26 protein-coding genes are annotated in these 22940 nt (G+C 37.6%); all 26 read left to right on the top strand.

The features are described from left to right. Positions 1-17 precede the first annotated feature (17 nt). The 26 genes from QNH17_RS20850 to ypjB all read left to right on the top strand — a co-directional run bounded on the left by QNH17_RS20850 (position 18) and on the right by ypjB (position 22826). Positions 18-1073, top strand: a complete 1056-nt coding sequence (locus QNH17_RS20850) for an NAD(P)H-dependent glycerol-3-phosphate dehydrogenase (protein ID WP_283874863.1) — start codon at positions 18-20, stop codon at positions 1071-1073. A gap of 269 nt (positions 1074-1342) precedes the next feature. Continuing rightward, positions 1343-1528 (top strand): DUF2768 domain-containing protein, encoded by a 186-nt coding sequence (locus QNH17_RS20845; RefSeq protein ID WP_026563935.1) that lies wholly within the window; start codon positions 1343-1345, stop codon positions 1526-1528. Positions 1529-1559: 31 nt separating this feature from the next. Continuing rightward, entirely contained in the window at positions 1560-2270 is a 711-nt protein-coding gene (locus tag QNH17_RS20840) for a YphF family lipoprotein (RefSeq protein WP_283874861.1), read from the top strand. Positions 2271-2541: 271 nt separating this feature from the next. Further along, the gene (spoIVA, locus tag QNH17_RS20835; protein ID WP_144547476.1) at positions 2542-4020 is read left to right on the top strand and encodes a stage IV sporulation protein A; all 1479 of its coding nucleotides are present in this window, start codon (positions 2542-2544) and stop codon (positions 4018-4020) included. 394 nt (positions 4021-4414) lie between these two features. Beyond that, positions 4415-4687 (top strand): HU family DNA-binding protein, encoded by a 273-nt coding sequence (locus QNH17_RS20830; RefSeq protein ID WP_026563932.1) that lies wholly within the window; start codon positions 4415-4417, stop codon positions 4685-4687. Between the two features lie 153 nt (positions 4688-4840). Then, positions 4841-5407: a GTP cyclohydrolase I FolE gene (gene folE / locus QNH17_RS20825; protein ID WP_283874859.1), complete on the top strand. Its 567-nt coding sequence runs from the start codon at positions 4841-4843 to the stop codon at positions 5405-5407. Positions 5408-5438: 31 nt separating this feature from the next. Next, positions 5439-5675, top strand: coding sequence for a trp RNA-binding attenuation protein MtrB (mtrB, locus tag QNH17_RS20820; RefSeq protein WP_144547474.1), 237 nt, complete (start codon positions 5439-5441; stop codon positions 5673-5675). Between the two features lie 220 nt (positions 5676-5895). Beyond that, positions 5896-6708, top strand: coding sequence for a heptaprenyl diphosphate synthase component 1 (locus QNH17_RS20815; RefSeq protein ID WP_283874857.1), 813 nt, complete (start codon positions 5896-5898; stop codon positions 6706-6708). Positions 6709-6715: 7 nt separating this feature from the next. Next, positions 6716-7420 carry a demethylmenaquinone methyltransferase gene (locus QNH17_RS20810; protein WP_283874856.1) on the top strand — a complete coding sequence of 235 codons (705 nt, stop codon included), beginning with the start codon at positions 6716-6718 and terminating at the stop codon, positions 7418-7420. A 44-nt stretch (positions 7421-7464) separates the two neighbouring features. After that, positions 7465-8427 carry a heptaprenyl diphosphate synthase component II gene (gene hepT / locus QNH17_RS20805; protein ID WP_283874855.1) on the top strand — a complete coding sequence of 321 codons (963 nt, stop codon included), beginning with the start codon at positions 7465-7467 and terminating at the stop codon, positions 8425-8427. A 100-nt stretch (positions 8428-8527) separates the two neighbouring features. After that, entirely contained in the window at positions 8528-8974 is a 447-nt protein-coding gene (gene ndk / locus QNH17_RS20800; RefSeq protein WP_026563926.1) for a nucleoside-diphosphate kinase, read from the top strand. Positions 8975-9138: 164 nt separating this feature from the next. Beyond that, entirely contained in the window at positions 9139-10311 is a 1173-nt protein-coding gene (gene aroC / locus QNH17_RS20795; RefSeq protein WP_283879562.1) for a chorismate synthase, read from the top strand. Then, positions 10311-11378: a 3-dehydroquinate synthase gene (aroB, locus tag QNH17_RS20790; protein ID WP_283874853.1), complete on the top strand. Its 1068-nt coding sequence runs from the start codon at positions 10311-10313 to the stop codon at positions 11376-11378. Before aroC ends, aroB begins: the two co-directional genes overlap by 1 nt. Positions 11379-11396: 18 nt before the next feature. Then, positions 11397-11771 carry a chorismate mutase gene (aroH, locus tag QNH17_RS20785; RefSeq protein ID WP_283874852.1) on the top strand — a complete coding sequence of 125 codons (375 nt, stop codon included), beginning with the start codon at positions 11397-11399 and terminating at the stop codon, positions 11769-11771. A 54-nt stretch (positions 11772-11825) separates the two neighbouring features. Further along, a complete protein-coding gene (gene hisC / locus QNH17_RS20780; protein ID WP_283874850.1) occupies positions 11826-12914 on the top strand; it encodes a histidinol-phosphate transaminase in 1089 nt (362 codons plus the stop codon). 34 nt (positions 12915-12948) lie between these two features. Next, the gene (locus QNH17_RS20775) at positions 12949-14055 is read left to right on the top strand and encodes a prephenate dehydrogenase (protein ID WP_283874849.1); all 1107 of its coding nucleotides are present in this window, start codon (positions 12949-12951) and stop codon (positions 14053-14055) included. Between the two features lie 27 nt (positions 14056-14082). Continuing rightward, complete coding sequence (aroA, locus tag QNH17_RS20770) at positions 14083-15369, top strand: 3-phosphoshikimate 1-carboxyvinyltransferase (RefSeq protein WP_283874848.1); 1287 nt, start codon at positions 14083-14085, stop codon at positions 15367-15369. A gap of 396 nt (positions 15370-15765) precedes the next feature. Continuing rightward, on the top strand, positions 15766-16668 hold the full coding sequence (locus QNH17_RS20765) for a hypothetical protein (protein ID WP_283874846.1): 903 nt from the start codon (positions 15766-15768) through the stop codon (positions 16666-16668). Positions 16669-16689: 21 nt separating this feature from the next. Continuing rightward, the gene (locus tag QNH17_RS20760; protein WP_283874844.1) at positions 16690-17955 is read left to right on the top strand and encodes a tetratricopeptide repeat protein; all 1266 of its coding nucleotides are present in this window, start codon (positions 16690-16692) and stop codon (positions 17953-17955) included. Between the two features lie 32 nt (positions 17956-17987). Beyond that, entirely contained in the window at positions 17988-18554 is a 567-nt protein-coding gene (locus QNH17_RS20755; RefSeq protein ID WP_283874843.1) for a ReoY family proteolytic degradation factor, read from the top strand. Positions 18555-18664: 110 nt separating this feature from the next. Continuing rightward, positions 18665-19129: a YpiF family protein gene (locus QNH17_RS20750; RefSeq protein WP_283874841.1), complete on the top strand. Its 465-nt coding sequence runs from the start codon at positions 18665-18667 to the stop codon at positions 19127-19129. Between the two features lie 143 nt (positions 19130-19272). After that, positions 19273-19779, top strand: coding sequence for a QcrA and Rieske domain-containing protein (locus tag QNH17_RS20745; RefSeq protein WP_283874840.1), 507 nt, complete (start codon positions 19273-19275; stop codon positions 19777-19779). 1 nt (position 19780) lies between these two features. Continuing rightward, on the top strand, positions 19781-20455 hold the full coding sequence (gene qcrB, locus QNH17_RS20740) for a menaquinol-cytochrome c reductase cytochrome b subunit (protein WP_026563914.1): 675 nt from the start codon (positions 19781-19783) through the stop codon (positions 20453-20455). A gap of 65 nt (positions 20456-20520) precedes the next feature. Next, positions 20521-21294 carry a menaquinol-cytochrome c reductase cytochrome b/c subunit gene (locus QNH17_RS20735; RefSeq protein ID WP_283874839.1) on the top strand — a complete coding sequence of 258 codons (774 nt, stop codon included), beginning with the start codon at positions 20521-20523 and terminating at the stop codon, positions 21292-21294. 77 nt (positions 21295-21371) lie between these two features. After that, on the top strand, positions 21372-21965 hold the full coding sequence (lhaT, locus tag QNH17_RS20730; protein WP_283874838.1) for a lipoprotein heptaprenylglyceryl N-acetyltransferase LhaT: 594 nt from the start codon (positions 21372-21374) through the stop codon (positions 21963-21965). Between the two features lie 66 nt (positions 21966-22031). Continuing rightward, positions 22032-22826, top strand: coding sequence for a sporulation protein YpjB (ypjB, locus tag QNH17_RS20725; protein WP_283874836.1), 795 nt, complete (start codon positions 22032-22034; stop codon positions 22824-22826). Positions 22827-22940: the final 114 nt, after the last annotated feature.

Below are 22940 nucleotides of genomic sequence, written 5' to 3'. Positions count from 1 at the left end.
GGTGGGTGTGATGTAAAGTGAAGGATACGAAAACAGCAATAGCCGTTATTGGAGCTGGAAGCTGGGGAACCGCTTTAGCAATAGTGCTAGCAGACAATCGTCATGAAGTTCGTCTTTGGAGCCATAATGAAGAGCAAATCAAAGAAATTAATGAAAAGCACACTAATAAGAAATACCTTCCAGAGATTGATCTTTCAGAATTGATTGTTGGATACTCATCATTAAGTGATGCTTTAGCAGGTGTGGATACACTTATATTAGCCGTCCCGACAAAGGCAATACGTGAAGTAATCGGTAAAATTCGTGCCGTACATGCAGAACCATTGACAATTGCGCATGTTAGCAAAGGGATTGAACCTGATTCATTACTACGCATCTCTGAAATTATTAAAGAGGAAATGCCAAAAGATTTATTAAAGGATGTTGTTGTATTATCCGGTCCTAGTCACGCAGAAGAAGTTAGCCTTCGCCACCCAACAACGGTAACCGTAACTTCAGAGAATATGGAAGCAGCGGAAAAAATACAGGATTTATTTATTAACAATAATTTTCGTGTTTATACTAATTCAGATGTCATTGGTGTTGAAATTGGTGGTGCCTTAAAAAATATTATTGCCCTTGCTGCGGGTATTACTGATGGGTTGGGCTATGGTGATAATGCTAAAGCGGCATTAATGACTCGAGGGTTAGCAGAAATAGCTCGACTAGGTACGAAAATGGGTGCTAATCCATTAACGTTTTCTGGACTTGCAGGTATTGGTGACTTAATTGTTACATGTACAAGTGTCCACTCAAGGAACTGGAGAGCAGGAAACCTATTGGGTAAAGGGAAAACCCTTAATGAGGTTTTGGAGAACATGGGGATGGTAGTGGAAGGTGTTCGAACCACCAAGGCTGCTTATCAGTTAGCCCAAAAGTATGATGTGAAAATGCCGATTACATTTGCCTTATATGATGTCCTATTTAATGAGAAGAGCGCAGCGGATGCTGTAGATGTTCTAATGGCCCGCGGCAAGACGCATGAAATGGAAGATTTGGTTAATGTCTTAGAGGAACGAAATATTGAAGATTAAAAAATGTAGCATAATGGAGAATAGGGACCTTATGTTTTAAAAAGTTTTTCTTAATAAATGGGCGTTCGGTGAAACGCTTTGTGACTAGATTGCATACAATGCAACGAAGCAACCTAGTAGTTATACGCAGGTATGGGTTATTTAGTCGTTAAAGCTGAAGTAAAGAATTCGCCCCTCTTTACTTCAGTTTTTTTTTATTTCGTTCAAAATTTTTCTAGAAAAGTTATCGCTTGTGATATAATTAATCTTCGAAAAAGGGGGAGTTAAGTTTGTCGCCAGCTATGTTTAAAATGTGGGTCTCAATTGCAGGTATGGGTTTTATGTTCCTGGCAATTATCACAATTTATCTAAGTAGATATAAGCTAAAAGGGGTATTCAGAATTGTTACTGCAATAATTGCTTACTTATTAATGATTATTGCCGGAATAACGCTTCTAATTGTTTTTCTAACATAATTGGGATAAATACATAATAAAAGGTGATTGTATGAAATGGAATGTACTCGGTTGTTTTATAGTATTTACTGCTCTTTTCCTAACTGGATGCATGTATCCTGAAGAGGAATTAGCAAAAAATCAAATCCCATATAAAGATCAAATTTTAGCTGTTCAAACAGCAGTAGATACATTTAAGAAGGATAATGGCGGGATTCTTCCGATAAAAACAAAGGAAGCAGAAACCCCAATTTATCAAAAGTATCCGATTGATTTTAAAAAAATAGCACCAAAATATATCGCTGAGCCTCCTGGTAATGCATATGAAAGCGGCGGGATCTTCCAGTATGTCCTTGTTGATGTTGAAACCAAGCCAACTGTAAAATTATTTGATTTAAGATTAACAGAAGCGATCCGTGATATTAAATTAAGAATTAAAACAAAGGGGTATCCTCCCTATAAAGAGCAACTTGCAAAAAATGTTTTTACTCTTGATTATAAACAATTAGGGTATAAAAAAGCCCCTTATGTAACAAGTCCATTTTCAAATCAAAATCTATCCTTTGTCATTACAGGCAGTGCGGAGGTATATGTAGATTATCGCCCTGATTTATATCAAGCCATGGAAAAAAAGGATACGAAGGTAAAACCAGGTGAAGATATTCGCCCAATTTTAGTGAAGGATTCCATGTTTGTGCCTGCATATTCCTTACCATATACCTGGGATTCTAAGGCGAAAGAACCAGTATTTTTAGAAGAATAAATAGTCATAACCCTTTTCCGATGAAATATATTGTAGGAGAAGGGTTTTTTTTGGCTATTCCCAAAAGAAAACATATATTGAAACCCTCCATAATAACAAATGTTCAGACACTACAGATACAAGAGAACCTAGTGAATTTTTAATAAGGGGGTAAAAAAATTTTTAGAAAAGTGTCATAACATAGTAGGACAACATCATAAACATATATTGTCCAAAAATACCTAAAATGGATGTTTAATCCCACTTTACTCTATGATCGGGAGGGGATCACTTGGAAAAGGTTGATATTTTTAAAGATATTGCCGAGAGAACAGGCGGTGATATTTATTTAGGCGTAGTAGGTGCAGTACGGACTGGAAAATCAACATTTATTAAAAAATTTATGGAGCTTGTTGTTTTACCGAATATAAACAGTGAAGCTGAGAGATCACGGGCACTCGATGAGTTACCTCAAAGTGCTGCAGGAAAAACAATTATGACAACGGAGCCGAAATTCGTACCCAATCAAGCAGCAACTGTTCATGTTGATGATGGATTAAATGTCAATATCAGGCTGGTTGATTGTGTAGGCTATACCGTTCCAGGTGCGAAAGGCTATGAGGATGAAAATGGTCCAAGAATGATTACCACCCCTTGGTATGAGGAACCAATTCCTTTTCATGAAGCTGCTGAAATTGGCACAAGGAAAGTGATACAAGAGCATTCAACCATTGGGGTCGTTGTAACAACAGATGGGACCATTGGTGAGATTCCAAGGAGTAACTATATTGAAGCTGAAGAAAGAGTTATTAACGAACTGAAAGAAGTTGGCAAACCGTTCATCATGGTCGTTAATAGTGCACAGCCCTACCATCCTAGCACTGAAACCCTAAGATCCAGTTTAGCAGATAAATATGATATTCCGGTAATTGCCATGAGTGTTGAAAGTATGCGTGACAGCGATGTTCTTAATGTTCTGCGTGAAGCACTTTACGAGTTCCCAGTCCTCGAAGTCAATGTGAACCTGCCAAGTTGGGTAATGGTCCTTCGAGAAAACCACTGGCTTCGTGAAAGCTATCAAGATGCCGTCAAAGATACTGTAAAAGATATCAAGAGATTAAGAGATGTTGACCGAGTAGTACAACACTTTAGCGAGTTTGAATTCATTGAAAGAGCTGGTTTAGCCGGAATTGAAATGGGTTCGGGTGTTGCTGAAATCGATTTATATGCACCAGATGAATTGTATGATGATATATTAAAAGAAATCGTTGGAGTAGAAATTCGCGGGAAAGATCATCTTCTTGAATTAATGCAGGATTTTGCTCATGCAAAAGCAGAGTATGACCACATTGCTGATGCATTAAAAATGGTTAAACAAACGGGTTATGGTATTGCCTCACCAACCCTTTCAGATATGAGTCTTGAAGAACCAGAAATTATTCGTCAAGGTGCACGATTTGGTGTAAGGCTGCGAGCTGTAGCACCATCCATCCATATGATAAAAGTGGATGTGGAATCGGAATTTGCGCCAATCATTGGTACTGAAAAACAAAGTGAGGAACTAGTGAGATACTTAATGCAGGATTTTGAAGATGATCCGTTATCCATCTGGAATTCAGATATCTTTGGCCGCAGCTTAAGTTCCATTGTTCGAGAAGGTATCCAGGCAAAGCTTTCCTTGATGCCAGAAAATGCAAGATATAAATTAAAAGAAACATTAGAGAGAATTATTAACGAAGGTTCAGGTGGCTTAATTGCCATTATACTTTAAGCTATGGACTCCAATTCGGAGTCTTTTTTTCATTGAGAAAAGTGGCAGGAGTAGGGGGAAACTTCCCATTATTTCAAAATAACTACCAAAAAAGGTCAAATTAAGTAGAATTTTGTTGAAACAAAGAAAAGATTACCATAATTTCATGAATTCTTCTTGATAAGCTGTTTTGATTATGATAATCTTTTAACTGAATTACATTATAGCGTTTGAACCCTTATTTCATAAGGGTTTTTCCTAAAAAATAGATTCTAGTTACCAATTTAATTATTTATGTTAATTTTGGTAATAAAACTGCGCTATGACGTATAGAAATTAGAAAAATTGTTTAGAAATGTAGATAAGTAATCTTATTTACGAATCTTGATAATTTCTTTGGGAGGAGGTGAAAGGCATGAACAAGACAGAACTTATTAATGCAGTTGCTGAAGCTAGCGAACTTTCTAAAAAGGACGCAACTAAAGCAGTTGATGCTGTTTTTGATGCGATTTTAGATGCTTTAAAAAATGGTGATAAAGTACAATTAATCGGTTTTGGAAACTTTGAAGTACGTGAGCGTGCAGCTCGTAAAGGTCGTAACCCTCAAACAGGTGAGGAAATCGATATCGCTGCTAGCAAAGTTCCAGCTTTTAAACCAGGGAAAGCGCTTAAGGACGCAGTAAAATAATTACATAAATTTATTGCTATAAGCGAACGCTTAAGCAAAAAGGTCATGGTTATGTCCATGGCCTTTTTTCTATTTTTTTTGCTTGAACTTTAATGATTGTGCTAATATGTATTTGTCATATATACTTGACTGAACATTAGGAGGAATTTTTATATGTCACAAGTAAATCGTGCCCAAATTGAAGATGCGGTACGTTTAATATTAGAAGCAATCGGGGAAGACCCAAATCGTGAAGGACTTCATGATACACCAAAACGAGTGGCAAAAATGTATGAAGAAGTTTTTAGCGGGTTAAACGAGGATCCAAAGATGCATTTTGAAACAATCTTTAGTGAAGACCACGAAGAGTTGGTATTGGTTAAAGATATACCGTTTTATTCCATGTGTGAACATCATCTTGTACCTTTCTTTGGAAAAGCGCATGTAGCGTACATTCCCCAAAATGGTCGTGTGACCGGATTGAGTAAATTAGCAAGGGCAGTAGAAGCAGTAGCAAAGAGACCTCAACTTCAAGAACGGATTACTTCCACGATTGCGGACAGTATGATGGAAAAATTAGAGCCGCATGGGGTAATGGTAGTCGTTGAAGCAGAACATATGTGTATGACCATGCGAGGAGTTAAAAAGCCTGGCTCTAAAACAGTAACTACGGCTGTCCGGGGTATTCTATCAGATGATGCGGTTGCACGGTCTGAAGTACTCACGTTAATTAAGTATTAGTCCTATTTCTAAGAAGATTTGAGGTGTATAAATGGAGAAGCGAGAAAACCAAAACAGTGAGTATGTAGTAATTAAGGCAATTGACGATGGGGTTAATGTTATCGGCTTAACAAGGGGCTCTGATACCAAATTTCATCATTCCGAAAAGCTTGATAAAGGAGAAGTCCTAATTGCTCAATTTACAGAGCATACTTCGGCTATAAAAATAAGGGGAAATGCTAAAATACTTACACACCTTGGTGAAATAGAAAGTGAAATAAAAAAATAATCCTAATCACACTGTTTTCATCTTATTTCATATTAGCTAAAATGATTATTTTATGAAATTCTGCCTTAAGAATACCTTTTATGTTATAATGGTGTCTGCCTTGTTTTTAGAGAATGATTAGGTATTTTTCATTATTAAGGCTAAACGGCATGAATTTTACTATGCAAATAGGAAATAAGAATACATATAGACATTAATAGGGGAAGCAAGGGTGATTTAATTGCTGGACATTCGACAAAAATTTACAAATATTCGAGAGCAGGTCGAACAAAGAGTTTGTGATACTTACCTGCTCAAATATATTGAGATTCCGATTATAGATGAAGATAAACTTCTTATTTTAGTCTCAATTATGGAACGCCTCGAATTGTCATTCAGCGATATGCAAAACTACGCCTTATCAACAATGTTAATACAAATCGCCCTTGATACCCATGAACGTATATCAAATGCATCTGTTGACGAAAAAAATCGTCAATTAACTGTTCTTGCGGGGGATTATTTCAGTGGCCTTTATTATAAGCTTCTTGCAGAATCAGAAGATATTTTGATGATTAAGGCACTTTCTAAAGGAATTAAGGATGTAAACGAAAATAAAATTTCTGTTTATCACCATGAATTGGTTTCTGTAGAGGAGTTAATGACAAGTATTAAGCGGATAGAAAGTTCCTTACTTGCTCGTCTCTCTGAGTATTTTAAAGTAGACCTCTTGAACGAATTTCTTGAAAATTTGCTTCTCTTTAAACGGTTATTGAATGAAAAAAGTCAATTTATTAGCACAGAAAGATCCGTTTTATTCGAGGCTATGACATCAATTGTTTTCCCAATCCATAACTTTAAATTAAAAGAATTATCTAGTGATCAGAAAAGTCATTTGTTCCAATATTGTGACCAGTATATTGAAAAGTCAAAAAAAGTGATAGAAAAAGGACTAGAGCAACTTCCTTACTTAAATGAACTGCTTGAAAATAGAATTATTTCACTCTTAAACCAATACCAGCCATATGCAAAAACTTTTGTGGAAGAAGGGTAATAAAAACATGCAGGAATCGAAAGAACAGCGGGTTCACAATGTGTTTGAAAAGATTTCCGATAACTATGATAAAATGAATTCTGTTATCAGTTTTCAACAACACATCAAGTGGCGGAAAGACACGATGAAAAGAATGGATGTAAAGCCGGGTTCACGAGCTCTCGATGTTTGCTGCGGCACCGCTGATTGGACCATAGCATTAGCTGAGGCAGTGGGACAGGCAGGGGACGTTACAGGTTTGGATTTTAGCCAAAACATGCTTAATGTGGGGATTGAAAAGGTTAAAGACCTGGGATTAAAACAGGTGAAATTAGTACATGGTAATGCTATGGAACTCCCTTTTCCAGATAATAGTTTTGATTATGTAACAATTGGTTTTGGCTTAAGGAATGTCCCTGACTATTTGCAAGTATTAAAAGAAATGCACCGTGTTGTAAAACCTGGCGGTATTGCTGTCTGCTTAGAGACCTCACAACCTACTTTAATCGGATATAAACAGCTCTATTATTTTTACTTTCGCTATATTATGCCGATGTTTGGTAAATTGCTGGCAAAAAGTTATCGTGAATATGCATGGCTGCATGAGTCAGCACGTGAGTTTCCAGGGATGAAGGAACTTGCTAAAATGTTTGAACAAGCAGGCTTCGCAGATGTAAAATATAAACCATATAGCGGCGGTGCAGCAGCTGTTCATATTGGCAGGAAAAATTAATTTATTTGTACATGAAGACAGGATGAAAAGCTGGGTGAATACAAATGAAATTAAAAATGATGTATTCATTTTTGAATTCGGATATTAACTTGATCGAAAAAAAGTTAGAAGAGACCATCCATGCGGAGTCCCTTCTGCTAAAACAAGCTTCTATGCATACATTACAAGCCGGAGGAAAAAGAATTCGTCCTGTTTTTGTTTTGCTTGCTGGTAAATTTGGAAATTATGATATACATGTGATGAAAAATGTTGCTGTTGCACTTGAATTAATTCATATGGCATCACTTGTCCATGATGATGTGATAGACGATGCGGATCTTCGTCGAGGGCAGCCAACCGTGAAATCTAAATGGGATAACAAAATTGCTATGTATACAGGTGACTTTGTTTTTGCTCTGGCGATAGAATTAATGACGAACATTAGAAATCCAATTGCTCATAAAATTTTATCTAATACCATTGTTGAAGTTTCACTAGGGGAAATTCAACAAATAAAAGATAAATACCGTTTTAATCAAAATCTCCGAGATTATCTTCGTAGAATTAAGAGAAAGACCGCTCTATTAATTGCTGTAAGTTGTCAATTAGGAGCAATTGCAGCTGATGTAGAGGAATCCGTTCATAAAAAACTATATCGTTTTGGTTACTACGTCGGTATGTCTTATCAAATTATCGATGATATTTTAGATTTTACGTCTACAGAGAAGGAACTAGGAAAGCCGGCCGGCGGAGACCTGCTCCAAGGGAATATTACTGCACCTGCTCTATATGCAATGGAAAAGGCTGAAATACGTACAGAAATTGAAAAGGTACATGAATCCATGGCTCCTTCAGAGATTAAGAAAATTATCACCATTATTAAAAACTCAGATGCAATTGAAAAATCTATTGCACTTAGTGATCTTTACCTTAAAAAAGCTTTGGCAGAATTAGAAGGGTTACCTGCAAATAGAACAAAAAAAACCCTTCATGACTTAGCAAGATTCATTGGAAAACGAAAATTTTAAATCAACTTGTTAAATTTTCGAAAAAATGATAATATTTTTCATGGATTGTTTTCTAAAAACATTCAATATACATAATAATTTATTTTTAGGAGTGGAATTCATGGAAAAAACATTTTTAATGGTAAAACCTGATGGTGTACAACGTAACCTAATTGGAGAAATCGTTTCACGTTTTGAAAGAAAGGGCTTTCAATTAGTAGGGGCTAAATTAATGAGCATTCCTAATGAACTAGCTGAAGAGCATTATGGTGAACATAAAGAGCGTCCATTCTTCGGAGAATTAGTAGATTTTATTACTTCAGGACCAGTTTTTGCAATGGTTTGGCAAGGTGAGAATGTGATTGCTACTGCTCGCCAAATGATGGGTTCTACTAATCCAAAGGATGCTGCCCCTGGAACGATCCGCGGTGATTTTGGATTAACAGTCGGAAAAAATGTTATCCATGGGTCTGATTCACCTGCAAGTGCTGAGCGTGAAATTGGCTTATTCTTTAAAGATTCTGGGGTAGTAGAGTACAATAAACTAGTAAACGAATGGATCTACTAATTGAAATCAAGAGAGGCATTTGTATAAGAAATTATACAAATGCCTTTTTTTATATGAGAAATTAATTCCCTCTTTTCTGAATAGTTATACTATGTTTATTGCGCAGTATATGGTATATTGATACAAAATTCTTTAATGAGTTGAAGGGGGAAAGTAATATGGGAATGAGATATTTAACAGCAGGAGAATCCCATGGGCCGCAATTAACAACGATTATAGAAGGCCTCCCTGCAGGTATGCCATTATTATTGGAAGATATAAATGAAGAATTATCCAGGCGTCAGAAAGGTTATGGACGTGGAAGAAGAATGCAAATTGAAAAGGATACAGCCCAAATTGTTTCTGGTGTCCGTCATGGGTATACTCTCGGATCACCCGTTGCATTAGTAGTTCAAAACAATGACTGGAAGCATTGGACAAAGATTATGGGTGCAGAACCGCTAGAAGAAGGACAAGAAGATGAGGTAAAACGGAAGGTAACGCGTGCACGTCCTGGTCATGCCGATTTAAATGGTGCGATTAAATATGGACACAGAGATATGAGGAATGTCCTTGAACGTTCTTCTGCACGTGAGACCACGGTCAGAGTTGCAGCAGGTTCCGTAGCCAAAAAGCTTTTATCATTAGTGGGTGTTGAAATTGTTTCACATGTAGTTGAAATAGGCGGAATCAAAGCTAATATTGATCGTTCCCTTTCATTTAATGAATTGAAGGAAAAGACAGAAAATTCCCCTGTTCGTTGTGCTGACTCTAACGTCGAAAGTGATATGATGGCTGCAATTGATGAAGCAAAGAAAAATGGGGATTCGATTGGCGGAGTTGTAGAAGTAATCGCTACGGGGATGCCAGCGGGTGTAGGAAGTTATGTTCATTATGATCGGAAATTGGATGGGAAATTAGCAGCCGCTATTATGAGTATAAATGCCTTTAAAGGAGTAGAAATTGGCATTGGCTTTGAGGCTGCAAGGAAACCTGGAAGTGAAGTTCATGATGAAATTGCATGGGACCAAGAAAAAGGTTATTACCGGAAGTCTAATCGCCTTGGTGGATTTGAAGGTGGTATGACAACAGGCATGCCGGTTGTGGTCAGAGGGGTAATGAAACCTATCCCGACATTATATAAACCTTTAATGAGCGTTGATATTGATACAAAAGAGCCGTTTGCAGCAAGCGTCGAGCGTTCAGACAGTTGTGCAGTACCTGCTGCAGCTGTTGTTGCAGAACATGCGGTTGCTTGGGAACTTGCCAATGCTTTGGTTGAACAATTTTATAGTGACCGTTTTGAGACTTTTGCAGAGGAAATTAATAGACAGCGGGAATATGCGAGGGAATTTTAATGGAAACCATTCAAATCCATACAGATTCAAAAAACTATGATGTCTATGTGGGAGAAGGGGTAAGAAAAGAAATCGGCCCTTTTTTGGCGAACCATTTTGACGGTCTATCTAGAATATTAATCATTACGGATGAAACCGTTGCAAAGCTTCATCTGGAAAAATTATTGTTTGAGTTGAAATCGTTAAACCCTGTAATTTTTACTGCTCCAAGTGGGGAAAAAGCAAAAACATTTGAAGTTTTCTATGCCGCGCTTTCAACAGCACTTGAAAACAAACTAGACCGGAAATCTGTCATTCTCTCCTTTGGAGGGGGGGCTGTTGGAGATTTGTCAGGATTTGTTGCAGCATCCTTTATGAGGGGCATTCCATTTATACAGGTGCCAACTACTATATTAGCTCATGATAGTGCCGTTGGCGGGAAGGTAGCCATTAATCATCCGCTTGGAAAAAATATGATTGGAGCTTTCCATCAACCAGAAGCAGTTTTTTATGATTTAGCATTCCTTAAAACACTACCAGTTCATGAAATTCGTTCAGGTTTTGCTGAGGTTATTAAACATGCACTTATTGATGATATTGATTTCTATAATTGGTTAAAAGATAATGTGCAAGACCTTCAAACCTTATCATTAGAGATGCTATCTGAATCTTTAATAAAAGGTATAAGGGTAAAAGGTAAAATTGTTGGTCAAGATGAAAGAGAAACTGGTATCAGGGCTTACTTGAATTTTGGCCACACGTTAGGGCATGCCATTGAATCAGAGATGGGTTATGGGAACTTTACGCACGGGGAAGCAGTGATGATAGGAATGATTTATGCCCTAAAGCTAAGTAACCAATTATTAGGACTTACTTTCGATATCGAAGAATTTACTAACTGGATTGAAAGACTGGGTTATGAATCAAAAATCCCGGGAAATCTATCCCATGAAAAATTAATCAGCAAAATGAAGCAGGATAAAAAGTCGGTTAGGGATGAGATTCGCTTTGTTCTACTTGAACAATTGGGTCAGCCGACAGTTAAGGAAATATCGGAAACAATACTATACGAACAATTAAACCGTTAATAATAAGGGGGGCTTTTCTTGATTAGAGGGGTAAGAGGAGCAATTACGATTGACCAGAATTCCGAAGAGGAAATCATCTCTGCAACAGAAGAACTTTTTATGAGGTTAATTGAAGAAAATCATATTCAACCCGATCAAGTTGGATCAATTTTCATTTCAACAACCGACGATGTTAATGCAGCATTCCCTGCAAAGGCACTTCGTAAATTTGAGGGGTGGACGTATGTCCCTGTGATGTGTATGCAAGAAATTCCTGTACCCAATTCGCTAAAGAAGTGTGTCCGGGTCATGATGCATGTGAATACAAACAAACCACAAGAAGAAATTATTCATGTATACTTAAAAGGTGCAACTGTTCTGAGGCCCGACCTTGGCAGCAGTCTAGCAAAATAGGTAAAAACAGTAAGGCTGTAATAGAATAACTTATTACGAACGGAGTGAGTAAATATGAGATGGAAAGAGCAGTTATTACAACTGACTCCTTATCAACCAGGGAAATCGATCGAAGCAGTGAAGAGGCAATATAAACTTGACAAGATAGTGAAGCTAGCATCAAATGAAAATCCTTTTGGATGCTCATCTCAGGCCTTGGATGCACTTCAATCAAACCAAACAAGTTTGGCAATCTACCCTGATGGTTATGCAACTACTTTACGGGAGACACTTTCAGCCTTTTTGAAAGTTGATGAAGCAGAAATAATCTTTGGAAATGGCTCAGATAACTTAATTCAAATCATTTCAAGGGCACTGTTACATCCGAATGCTAATACAATTATGGCTACACCTAGTTTTTCACAATATAAGCATAACGCAGTGATTGAAGGGGCGGTTTGTAAGGAAATCCCGCTTGTAAACGGAAACCATGATTTAGATGCCATGTTGGCAGCCATTGATGATCAGACCAATGTCATTTGGCTATGCAGTCCTAATAATCCTACCGGTACCTATATACCAGAATCTAAGTTAAACGCTTTTCTTGAAAAAGTTCCTGCTGATATTCTGGTTGTATTAGATGAAGCTTATTATGAATATGTTGTTGCGGAAGATTACTATGATTCCATCAAATTAGCTCAAAAGTATGAAAATTTAATTGTTCTAAGGACTTTTTCAAAAATATATGGCCTCGCTGCCTTAAGAATTGGATATGGGGTTGCCAATCGGGCAATCATTAAAGCACTTGAACCAGCTCGGGAACCATTTAATGTTAATTCCTTAGGTTTGTTAGCGGCGACTGCAGCCATAAGAGATCAGGATTTTATAAACAACTGCAAAGAAAAAAATAGGCAGGGGCTTGAACAGTTCTATGAATTCTGTAGGAAGTATGAACTCGATTATTACCCATCACAAACAAATTTTATTTTAATTGATTGTAAAACAGATGGAGATTTGGTATTCGAAAATCTAATGCAGAGAGGCTTTATTGTTCGTTCCGGGAAAGCTCTTGGTTTTCCTACTGGGGTTAGAATTACAGTGGGATCATCTGAACAAAATGAGGGTGTTCTCAATGCATTAGGAGAGTTTTTATCACAAAAGTAATATAGTTCTGCTTTGTTTTTAGGGGGAGTTATCATTGAAAGGCCGTGTTTTTGTTATAGGCTTAGGATTAATTGGAGGTTCTCTTGCCCTTTGTATAAAAAAGGAACATGGGGATGCAACGATTGTAGGATTTGATATTAATAGTGAACAAGCAAGACTAGCAAAAATGCTTGGTGTCATTGATGAAATAGCTGAAGATATCCAAAGTGGCGCAATTGATGCTAATTTAATTATTATTTCTGCACCTGTAAATGAAACAGAGGAAATTATCCAGTTCCTTGCGGGTCTCCCTCTCCATCCAGAGGTAATCGTGACAGATACAGGCAGTACAAAAAGCAAGATTGTTGGAGGTGCCAAAAGCCTAAAAGATCGAGGGATTACGTTTATCGGCGGGCATCCAATGGCGGGATCACATAAAAGTGGTGTTTCTGCTGCCAAAGAAATATTATTTGAAAATGCATTTTACCTGTTAACACCGCAAGAGCATATAGAAGATTCAAAGGTTGAACAAATAAAATTATGGTTAGCTGGGACGAAAGCCAAGTTTTTAACCATCACACCAGAAAATCATGATTATCTTACCGGAATTGTCAGTCATTTTCCTCATATCATTGCTGCCTCAATTGTTCGCCAAACTGAAAAGTTAGCAGAAGCAGAGAGTTTAATTCCGCGTCTTGCAGCAGGCGGGTTTAGAGATATTACCCGGATTGCCTCTAGCAGTCCGAAGATGTGGAAGGATATTCTCCTCCACAATCGAGAGATATTAATTGAACTGCTCAATCAGTGGCAAGAAGAGATGAATAGTGTCAAAACGCTGCTTGAAGATGAAAACAGTTCGGCAATATATGACTATTTCCATCAGGCAAAACAATTCCGTGATGGTCTGCCTCAAAAAGATAAGGGTGCGATTCCGGCATTTTATGATTTATTTGTTGATGTACCTGACTACCCAGGGGTGATTTCCGAAATCACCGGTTATTTAGCGAAGGAAGAAATTAGTATCACAAATATTCGAATTTTAGAAACACGTGAAGATATAAATGGTGTCTTAGTAATTAGTTTTCAAACAGAAGAGGACCGGCAAAAAGCTGAACGATGTATCGGCTCCTATTCTAGTTTTGCTACATCTATTGGTTCTTAAAATGATATATAAAAAAGGTGATTTTTCATGACGTCTCTAAAACTGAAGACAAGCATAACACACTTAAACGGAGAAATAACAATTCCCGGAGATAAATCAATTTCGCATCGGTCAGTTATGTTTGGTTCGATTGCTCACGGTGAAACCACAGTATCCAATTTCTTGCTTGGGGAAGATTGCTTAAGCACGATTTCGTGCTTCCGAAAACTGGGAGTTACCATCGAAGAATCTGATGGTCAACTTCGCATTATTGGTAAAGGATTTGAAGGGTTAACCGAACCCAATGAAGTATTGGACGTTGGTAACTCTGGAACAACAATCCGTTTATTAATGGGAATATTGGCAGGTAGACCATTTTTCTCCTCCCTTGTTGGTGATGAGTCAATCGGGAAACGTCCAATGACTAGGGTAACAAACCCATTATCGGAATTAGGTTCAAGAATAGATGGCCGTAACAACGGTTCCTTCACACCCATTTCTATTCGTGGCGGTGAATTAAAACCTGTAAATTATCAACTTCCGGTTGCAAGTGCACAGGTTAAATCCGCATTAATTCTTGCTGGGCTACAAGCAGATGGACAAAGTGTGATTATTGAGCCTGAAGAAACACGTGATCATACAGAAAGAATGATCATTAAATTTGGCGGAGAAATCCACAAGGATAACCAAATGATTATCGTCAATGGCGGTCAAAAACTAACCGGAACACACGTATACGTTCCTGGGGATATATCGTCTGCTGCATTCTTTTTAGTTGCTGGTGCGATAATTCCTGAAAGTGAAGTTGTCTTGAAAAATGTCGGGCTGAACCCAACAAGAACGGGAATTATCGAGGTAATGAAAAAAATGGGTGCTGACTTAGAAATTGTTCAAAACGAGGAATCATCATTTGAACCTATGGGAGATCTTATTATTAAGTCTTCCAGTCTAAAAGGTACAGTTATTGAAGGAGATTTAATTCCAAAATTAATTGATGAAATCCCAATAATTGCCCTTTTAGCCACTCAGGCTGAAGGTACAACAATTATCAAGGATGCCGAGGAATTAAAAGTTAAAGAAACAAATCGAATTGATACAGTTGTTCATGAACTTAAAACATTAGGTGCTAGAATCGAAGCGACTGAAGATGGAATGATTATTCATGGGAAAACCAAATTAAGCGGTGGAACTGTCTCAAGTCACGGCGACCATCGAATTGGAATGATGCTGGCAATAGCAGCACTCCTTTGTAATGAAAGAGCAGAGCTAGAAAACCCAGAAGCCATTTCCGTTTCCTATCCGAACTTCTTTGACCATTTAAATAGTCTAATTTAGTAAATCTGCATTTTAATGCGGCCAGATTGTCGAGAAAGAGTATTCTTCTCGGCAATTTTTTTATTTTGTCCTAGCCTTATAACCGACTTTTATGGAGTTGAAAGTCTCTATAAAAACACTCTGTTGATTGGAGCGGAAGGCACGAAGACTCCTGCGGGAGTACGGGGCAGGGGAGACCCCCCAGAAGCGCAGCTACGAGGAGGCTCCCCGGCACGCCCGCGGAAAGCGAAGTGCCTAGAGCGCAAATCAACAGACATGTGGCAAAGTCTATATATTAATTTTATTTATGTTATATTTCCGAAATAGAACGGCATAGTTTTTAGAATTTTCGCATAGCTTGTCTTAAAGGGAAAAGTGAAAGTGAAAAATAGGACACAATGAAAAGGGTGGTGGATAATGTATATCATTGAAAATGCCAATCTCCTGAAAGACAAGCAAATAAAAACATGTTCACTATTAATTAGTAACAACCGAATCGAGAAGATTGACTCGCATTTCAAACATTATCGGCTCATAAAAATGAATGCCAATCCATATATTATGGCCCCTACCTATGTTCTGTTTAATTCAAATATTCCACAAATAAGAACCTTTCAAGAATTAAAAAAGTGTTTGAGAGAAGATTTTTTGTTGAAAGGTTGCACCACCTTGTTCACCTATGTTAATGTTTCCTACGAAAATGAATTATCCACAAAGATATCTGCGCTGAAAACGGCTCTCTTAAGCAGCCCAATTGACTATCTCATTGGGGTAAGAATACCTGTTCGTTTGATTACTCAATCGTTTATTAGGAAATGTAAGAAGGAAAAAGTACCTGCAATTTTTGTTGACCTTCAATCACATGAAGAATTAGAACAAATTCCCTGGGGTTGGATTAAAGAAGCAATGTTTCCCTTCAACAGTCCGTTAATCCCAATAATTTCTTCAGTTCACAAGAAGGAAGTGAAGAGTGTTTTGTCGAAATGGAAAGGTATCATGAAAAGAGAGAATCTCCCGGCTCTTTATGATGAAATTGAAGAAAATAGCCCATTGGCTGTTTCTGTATTAAATAAAATTGGTGTATATCCGCAAAAAGCAAGTTTAATGTGTGGTACAGAAGTAAGTTATAATTTGTATACAAAAATAAATGAAAGCCAGAATGTTGATGATGTGAATTTATTTCTTTATCATTGTGATAGACTCGTAGTGACTGTCCACAAGGGGGATGTTCTACGAGCAGGTGGTGAAGTGATATTTAAACCTGGAAATGGAGAACATGTTAGGGTGCGACTCCCATCCTATTTTTCTCTGTCAATCTAGGAGAACGAGAGGTAAGTGTCAATGGAACGAGTGAATAAAATTATTAACATGTTAGAAAATGGTCAACATAATGAGGCCTTAACTGAATATAATGATGTATTACAAAATGGCATGCCCGATGAAAAGTTCCTTCTCGGCGAAGAATTGTATCAATATGGTTTCCTTGAAGAGGCAAAGTCACTAATAGAAAATTTATTAGAAACATTCCCTGAGGAAGGTGAGCTTCTAGTCCTGTTAGGTGAAATATTAGTTGAAGCAGGGGAAGACGAAGAGGCAATTCTTGTTCTTGAAAAGATATCAGAATATGATGCAAATTTTGGACAATCCTTACTTTTATTAGCCGATCTTTATCAAGTACAAGGTTTATATGAAGTTTGTGAAAGAAAACTTCTGAAGGCAAAGGAATTGTTGCCAGATGAAATCATTATAGATTTTGCTTTAGGGGAACTTTACAGTGAACAAGGTGAAGTGACCAAGGCACTGGAAGCATACGAAAAGGTTTTAAAAGAAGAAAATGAAATAGCTGGTGTAAATATAGATCAACGGATTGCAGATCTCTTAAGTGTATCTGGAATGTTTGAGGAAGCATTGGTTTATTATGAAAAGGCGATGAATGAAAAATTAGAGATTAACACGTTATTCGGCTATGGTTTTACAGCACTTCAGGCTGGATATTATCAGACCGCTATTGGAAAATTCACTGAATTAAAAGAGCTGGATCCAGAATATCATTCTCTATATTTACACCTTGCTTTAGCATATGAAAGGGAGGGAGAACTTGAAAATAGTTTACTTACCATTCAAGAAGGCATAAAACAAGATGAATTTAATAAGGAGTTATTTTTCCTTGGAGGGAAAATAGCAACCCAATTGGGGAAAGCGGAAGCAGGAGAACAGTATTTCCGAGAAGCTCTTGCCTTAGACCCAGGATTTATTGAAGCAGCACTCACATTAAATAAACTCTTTTTCCTTCAAGAAAGATATGAGGACATCATTGATTTAATTACCGAACTTGATATTAAAGAAGATGAAGAACCTCAACTTTTATGGGATGCAGCAGTAAGCTATCAGAAGTTAGAAAAATTTTCTTACGCATTAGACAAATACGAAAGTGCATATACTTTTTTTAAGAAAAATGAAACTTTTTTACAGGATTACGGTTATTTTCTAATTGAAGAAGGAAAAAGTGACCGCGCCGCCGAAATTTTTAAACAGTTGCTTAATGAAGATCCAACAAACGGGGAGTATATGGATTTACTTGAACGTCTTACAGGGTTGAAAGATTAAAAAAAGCTGATTTGCAGAGGAGGGAAACTATCATGGCAACCCCTGTTTCTGTCAACGAGAAGAAGGACTTTATTCGCTGGTTTTTAAATCATTATCAATTAAAGAGAAGAGAATGTGTTTGGATTCTTAACTATCTAATGAGCCACGATCAACTAATGGAGAAGGTCCATTTTGTGGAGCAGGCACAGTATTGTCCTAGAGGTTTAATTATGTCTACACATTGCGTCGATAAGGTACCATTTAGATTTTATAAAGAGAATGTGATGACAACTGATGCTGAAAAATCCTTTCACGATATTCGCTTAAATCGAGATGAGGATATTTTTATCCAATTAAACTTTCATGCTTCTAATCAGGCACATCAGTATGCTGCGGTTCTCGAAGAAAATTTATTTGTTCCCAAGCATCTGCAAGTGAATGAGAAGGATGGCATCATTGCAGAACAATTACTGCAGCGGAGTATCGAACACTTTCAACGTGAGAAAATCCTTCAATTAATCGATGAGGCCCTTGATAATCAAGATCGAAAGGCATTTCAAATGCTGACGCAAAAACTTAATACATTAACAATGACTGAACAAAAAGGAAGCGTGCGATAAGCAGCTTCCTTTTTGTTTTGAATTTATCTAATTATAGCCCTATATCTTTAATTGTTTCTGTAGAAAATGATATTATAATAATAGTGAAATCAAAAGGTTGGTGCATAGATATGAAATGGATACCTCAAGATATTGAAACGTATTTGAATGCCAAGGAGTATGTAGACACAGCTGTTGTACCGTTACTGGGCGTTTCTGTCGGTGCGGAGATGAAGCAGTCTGCAGCCGGTGCGGAATTTATCACATTGCTAACAGGCCATTTAGAAAGGCAATTTACAGGAAGATTATTATTATTACCTCCCTATACATATCTGAAGTCCAAAAATGGAGAAAATACTATTAGTGATTTGAAGGATTGGGAGGATAGCCTTACAAAGGGGGAGTTTAAACACGTATTTTACATAACATCCGACATTGAATGGAGAACACGAGAAGGAGAACTATCGGGAACTGTGTTATGGTTACCATCCATCCCGCTGGAACATATGAATGATTCACAGAAAATGGCGGTTGTTGATAGTCAAGTAAAACAATTATTAGATCTTTTTACGCAAAAATGGCATGAAAATGAGTAAAACCATCTTTTAAGCATGTTTTTAAAATAGTATGATATTGACCTAACCTGAAGATTGATATATCATTGTTATGTCCTAGTTTTATATGTGTTTAAATTTTGTCCGTTGGACTTAACTTCGTGAATAGAGGGGGGGATATAAGCATGAGTAAGCAACGCGTTTCAAGACGTCAATTTTTAAGCTACACATTAACAGGGGTAGGCGGCTTCATGGCAGCTGGTATGCTAATGCCAATGGTAAGATTTGCTGTTGATCCTGTTTTAAAGGCTGAAGAAGGCGGAGATTTCATCGCAACAAAACAAAAGGTTTCTGAAATAACGGACGAACCAGTTCGTGTTGACTTTACCTTTAAGCAAAAGGATGCATGGTACGAGTCAGAGGTAACAAATACTGCATGGGTTTATAAGAATGATGCAGGTAAAATTGTAGCCCTTTCACCAACATGTAAACATTTGGGTTGTACGGTTAACTGGAATACAGACAAGGAACATCCAAACCAGTTCTTCTGTCCATGCCACTATGGCCGTTATACAAAGGATGGTACCAATGTTCCAGGTACACCACCACTTCACCCGCTTGATGTATATCCATTCAAGGAAAAAGACGGTTTTCTTTATTTAGGTAAAGCTGAACCACGGAAGGAGGCGTAACATGTTAAACAAGATTTACGATTGGGTAGATGAACGTTTAGATATTACGCCTTTGTGGCGCGATATCGCAGACCATGAAGTACCTGAGCATGTTAATCCAGCGCATCACTTTTCAGCGTTTGTATACTGCTTTGGAGGTCTTACATTCTTCGTTACAGTCATTCAAATTCTCTCTGGTATGTTTTTAACCATGTACTATGTACCAGATATTAAAAACGCATGGGAATCGGTTTATTATCTTCAAAATGAAGTTGCTTTTGGACAAATTGTCCGTGGAATGCATCACTGGGGTGCAAGTTTAGTACTTGTAATGATGTTCTTACATACACTACGTGTTTTCTTCCAAGGTGCATATAAAAAACCTCGTGAATTAAACTGGGTAGTCGGAGTGCTTATTTTCTTCGTAATGCTTGGCTTAGGTTTTACAGGTTACTTATTACCATGGGATATGAAAGCGTTATTTGCTACAAAAGTAGGTCTGCAGATTGCCGAAGCAACACCGTTTATCGGAACACAGGTTAAGGTTTTACTTGCAGGACATGAACATATAGTTGGTGCTCAAACATTAACCCGCTTCTTTGCGATTCATGTGTTCTTCTTGCCAGGTGCATTGCTTGGTTTAATGGGAGCTCACTTCTTAATGATTCGTAAACAAGGTATTTCTGGACCACTATAAAATCGGCTCTATTTATTTTATCGATGTTTTTCTACTAACTACGGAAAAAGGAGGGGGATTGCTCGATGCATCGCGGTAAAGGATTAAAGTTCGTTGGTGATTCACGTGTTTTAGCACCTTCTGAACGAAAAAAAATGATTCCGAAAGATTACTCTGAATACCCTGGTAAAACAGAGGCGTTCTGGCCTAACTTCCTTTTGAAAGAATGGATGATAGGAGCTGTATTTCTTGTCGGCTTTTTATGTTTAACTGTTGCCCATCCGGCTCCGCTTGAAAGAATAGCGGACCCTACAGATACTGGGTACATTCCATTGCCAGACTGGTATTTCTTATTTTTGTATCAATTATTGAAATACACATATGCATCTGGTCCATACACTGTGATCGGAGCAATGATCATACCAGGACTTGCTTTTGGAGGGTTATTATTAGCACCGTTCTTGGATAATGGTCCGGAACGACGTCCTATGAAGCGTCCAATTGCAACAAGTGCTATGCTTTTGGCATTAGCTGCTACAGTCTTCTTAACATGGGAATCTGTTGCGACACATGACTGGGCACAGGCAGAACGCCAAGGTAAAATTGTTGCTAAGGTTGATATTGATAAGTCGAGTGCCGGCTATAAAATAGCTAGTGCCAATACTTGTATTACTTGTCACGGTGAAAATCTTTCAGGTGGTGCCGGTGCTCCTGCATTAATCGGTACAGGCTTGAAACCAGAGGAAATTGCGACAATTGCTAAAGAAGGTAAAGGTGGAAAGATGCCAGCCGGAATCTTCAAAGGTACTGACGAAGAACTTAAAACACTTTCAGAATTTATCTCAGGCCTTGGTAAGTAATAATCGAATTATTGAAAAGCTGACGAACGATCGTCAGCTTTTTTCTTCATGAAAAAAATCATGAAAGGAGCTTGCTTGTGAGTTGGATTTTTCCTCTTTTGGCCAATAGGTCAATTATGAAGCTGTTATTATTTATAAATATAGCAGGAACCGTATATGGATATTACTGGTATGGATGGCAACTAAAAGAAACCCCTACAATTTTCCTGCCATTCGTTCCTGACAGCCCAACAGCTAGTCTATTTTTTGTATTCGTTCTGATTGCCTTTCTTTTAAGGAAAAATTGGCCTTTAATAGAGGCTCTGGCGATTGTCACACTTTTTAAATATGGAATTTGGGCAGTGGTAATGAACATTCTTGTTTACTTTGTCCAAGGAGAACTAGATGCAGTTGGCTATATGCTGATATTTTCTCATTTCGCAATGGCTGTCCAAGGTATTTTATATGCTCCATTTTACCGTTTTAAATGGTGGCATTTAATCATTACAGCTATCTGGACATTACATAATGATGTGATTGATTATGTTTTTTTTATGTTGCCAAGCTATCATATGCTTGACCGCTACACCCCGCAAATTGGGTATTTTACTTTCTGGCTCTCGATATTTTCCATCGCGCTTGCCTACTATTTTTCCATTCGGTCCAATCGTTATAAACTTGAAATAAAATAATCCAATATGGTCTAACCTTGTCCACCTCTACATACATTTTATTAGTAATGAAAGGGGGGACAAGGATTGAAAATCAAATGGTTATTTTTATTTGCAATTATCATGATGCTTACTCCCACAACTATTTATGCAGAACAACAATCGCCAATGGAGAAGCTTGATGATATATCAGATGAAGCACTCCAAATGGTTAAGTTTCATAGATATGAAGATGCTAAAAGACTCCTTGATTATTTTTCAGATCAGTTCACTAGTATTGCTGGTACGGATCCACCATTAACCATGGATGAGGTAAGAATAATAAACACCTCCCATGATGAAGCAATGGAAGCGGCAGTTAGTTCCAACATGAAATATGAGGAACGAATAAATAAATTAGTCAAATTTCGACTTGTTATTGATGCGATTGCTACAAGTCATCAACCGTTATGGGTTGAAATGGAAGATCAAATTATGACTGCCTTTCATCAAGCAAAAGATGCCGCCAAAAAAGGTGATTCAGGACACTTTCATACAAACTTCAACTCATTTTTATCTTTGTACAATGTCATCTACCCAAGTATGAAAATTGATGTGTCTGTTGAAAATGTACAAAAATTAGATGCTCGGATTGATTTTATTAATGAATACCGTTCACTAGTAGTCAGTGATTCAAAAAGTCAGCAGGAATTGGACAAACTAGATACTGACTTAGTCAAACTCTTTTCTAACATGGAAGAGGATGAGGCAGATCCTAACATTTGGTGGGTTATTATCTCCACTGGAAGCATTATTATCATGACATTATCCTACGTTGGCTGGAGAAAATATCAAGGTGATAAGAATCAGAAAAAGGATCGATCTAGGGATTTAAAAGATTGAGACGAACAAAAGGCGCAAGCGCCCGTTTAGCGGCGTATGGACTCCTCGAAAGAGCTAACGCTCTTTCTTCGTGCGATGCTTATGCTACCGAAGCCTTCCTTGTGGAGCACTCCA

Source organism: Neobacillus sp. SuZ13 (assembly GCF_030123365.1).
In the GTDB taxonomy this organism is placed as follows: domain Bacteria; phylum Bacillota; class Bacilli; order Bacillales; family Cytobacillaceae; genus Neobacillus.
Note: the sequence above shows the minus strand (reverse complement) of the source record. Positions and strands in the feature narration are given on the sequence as shown.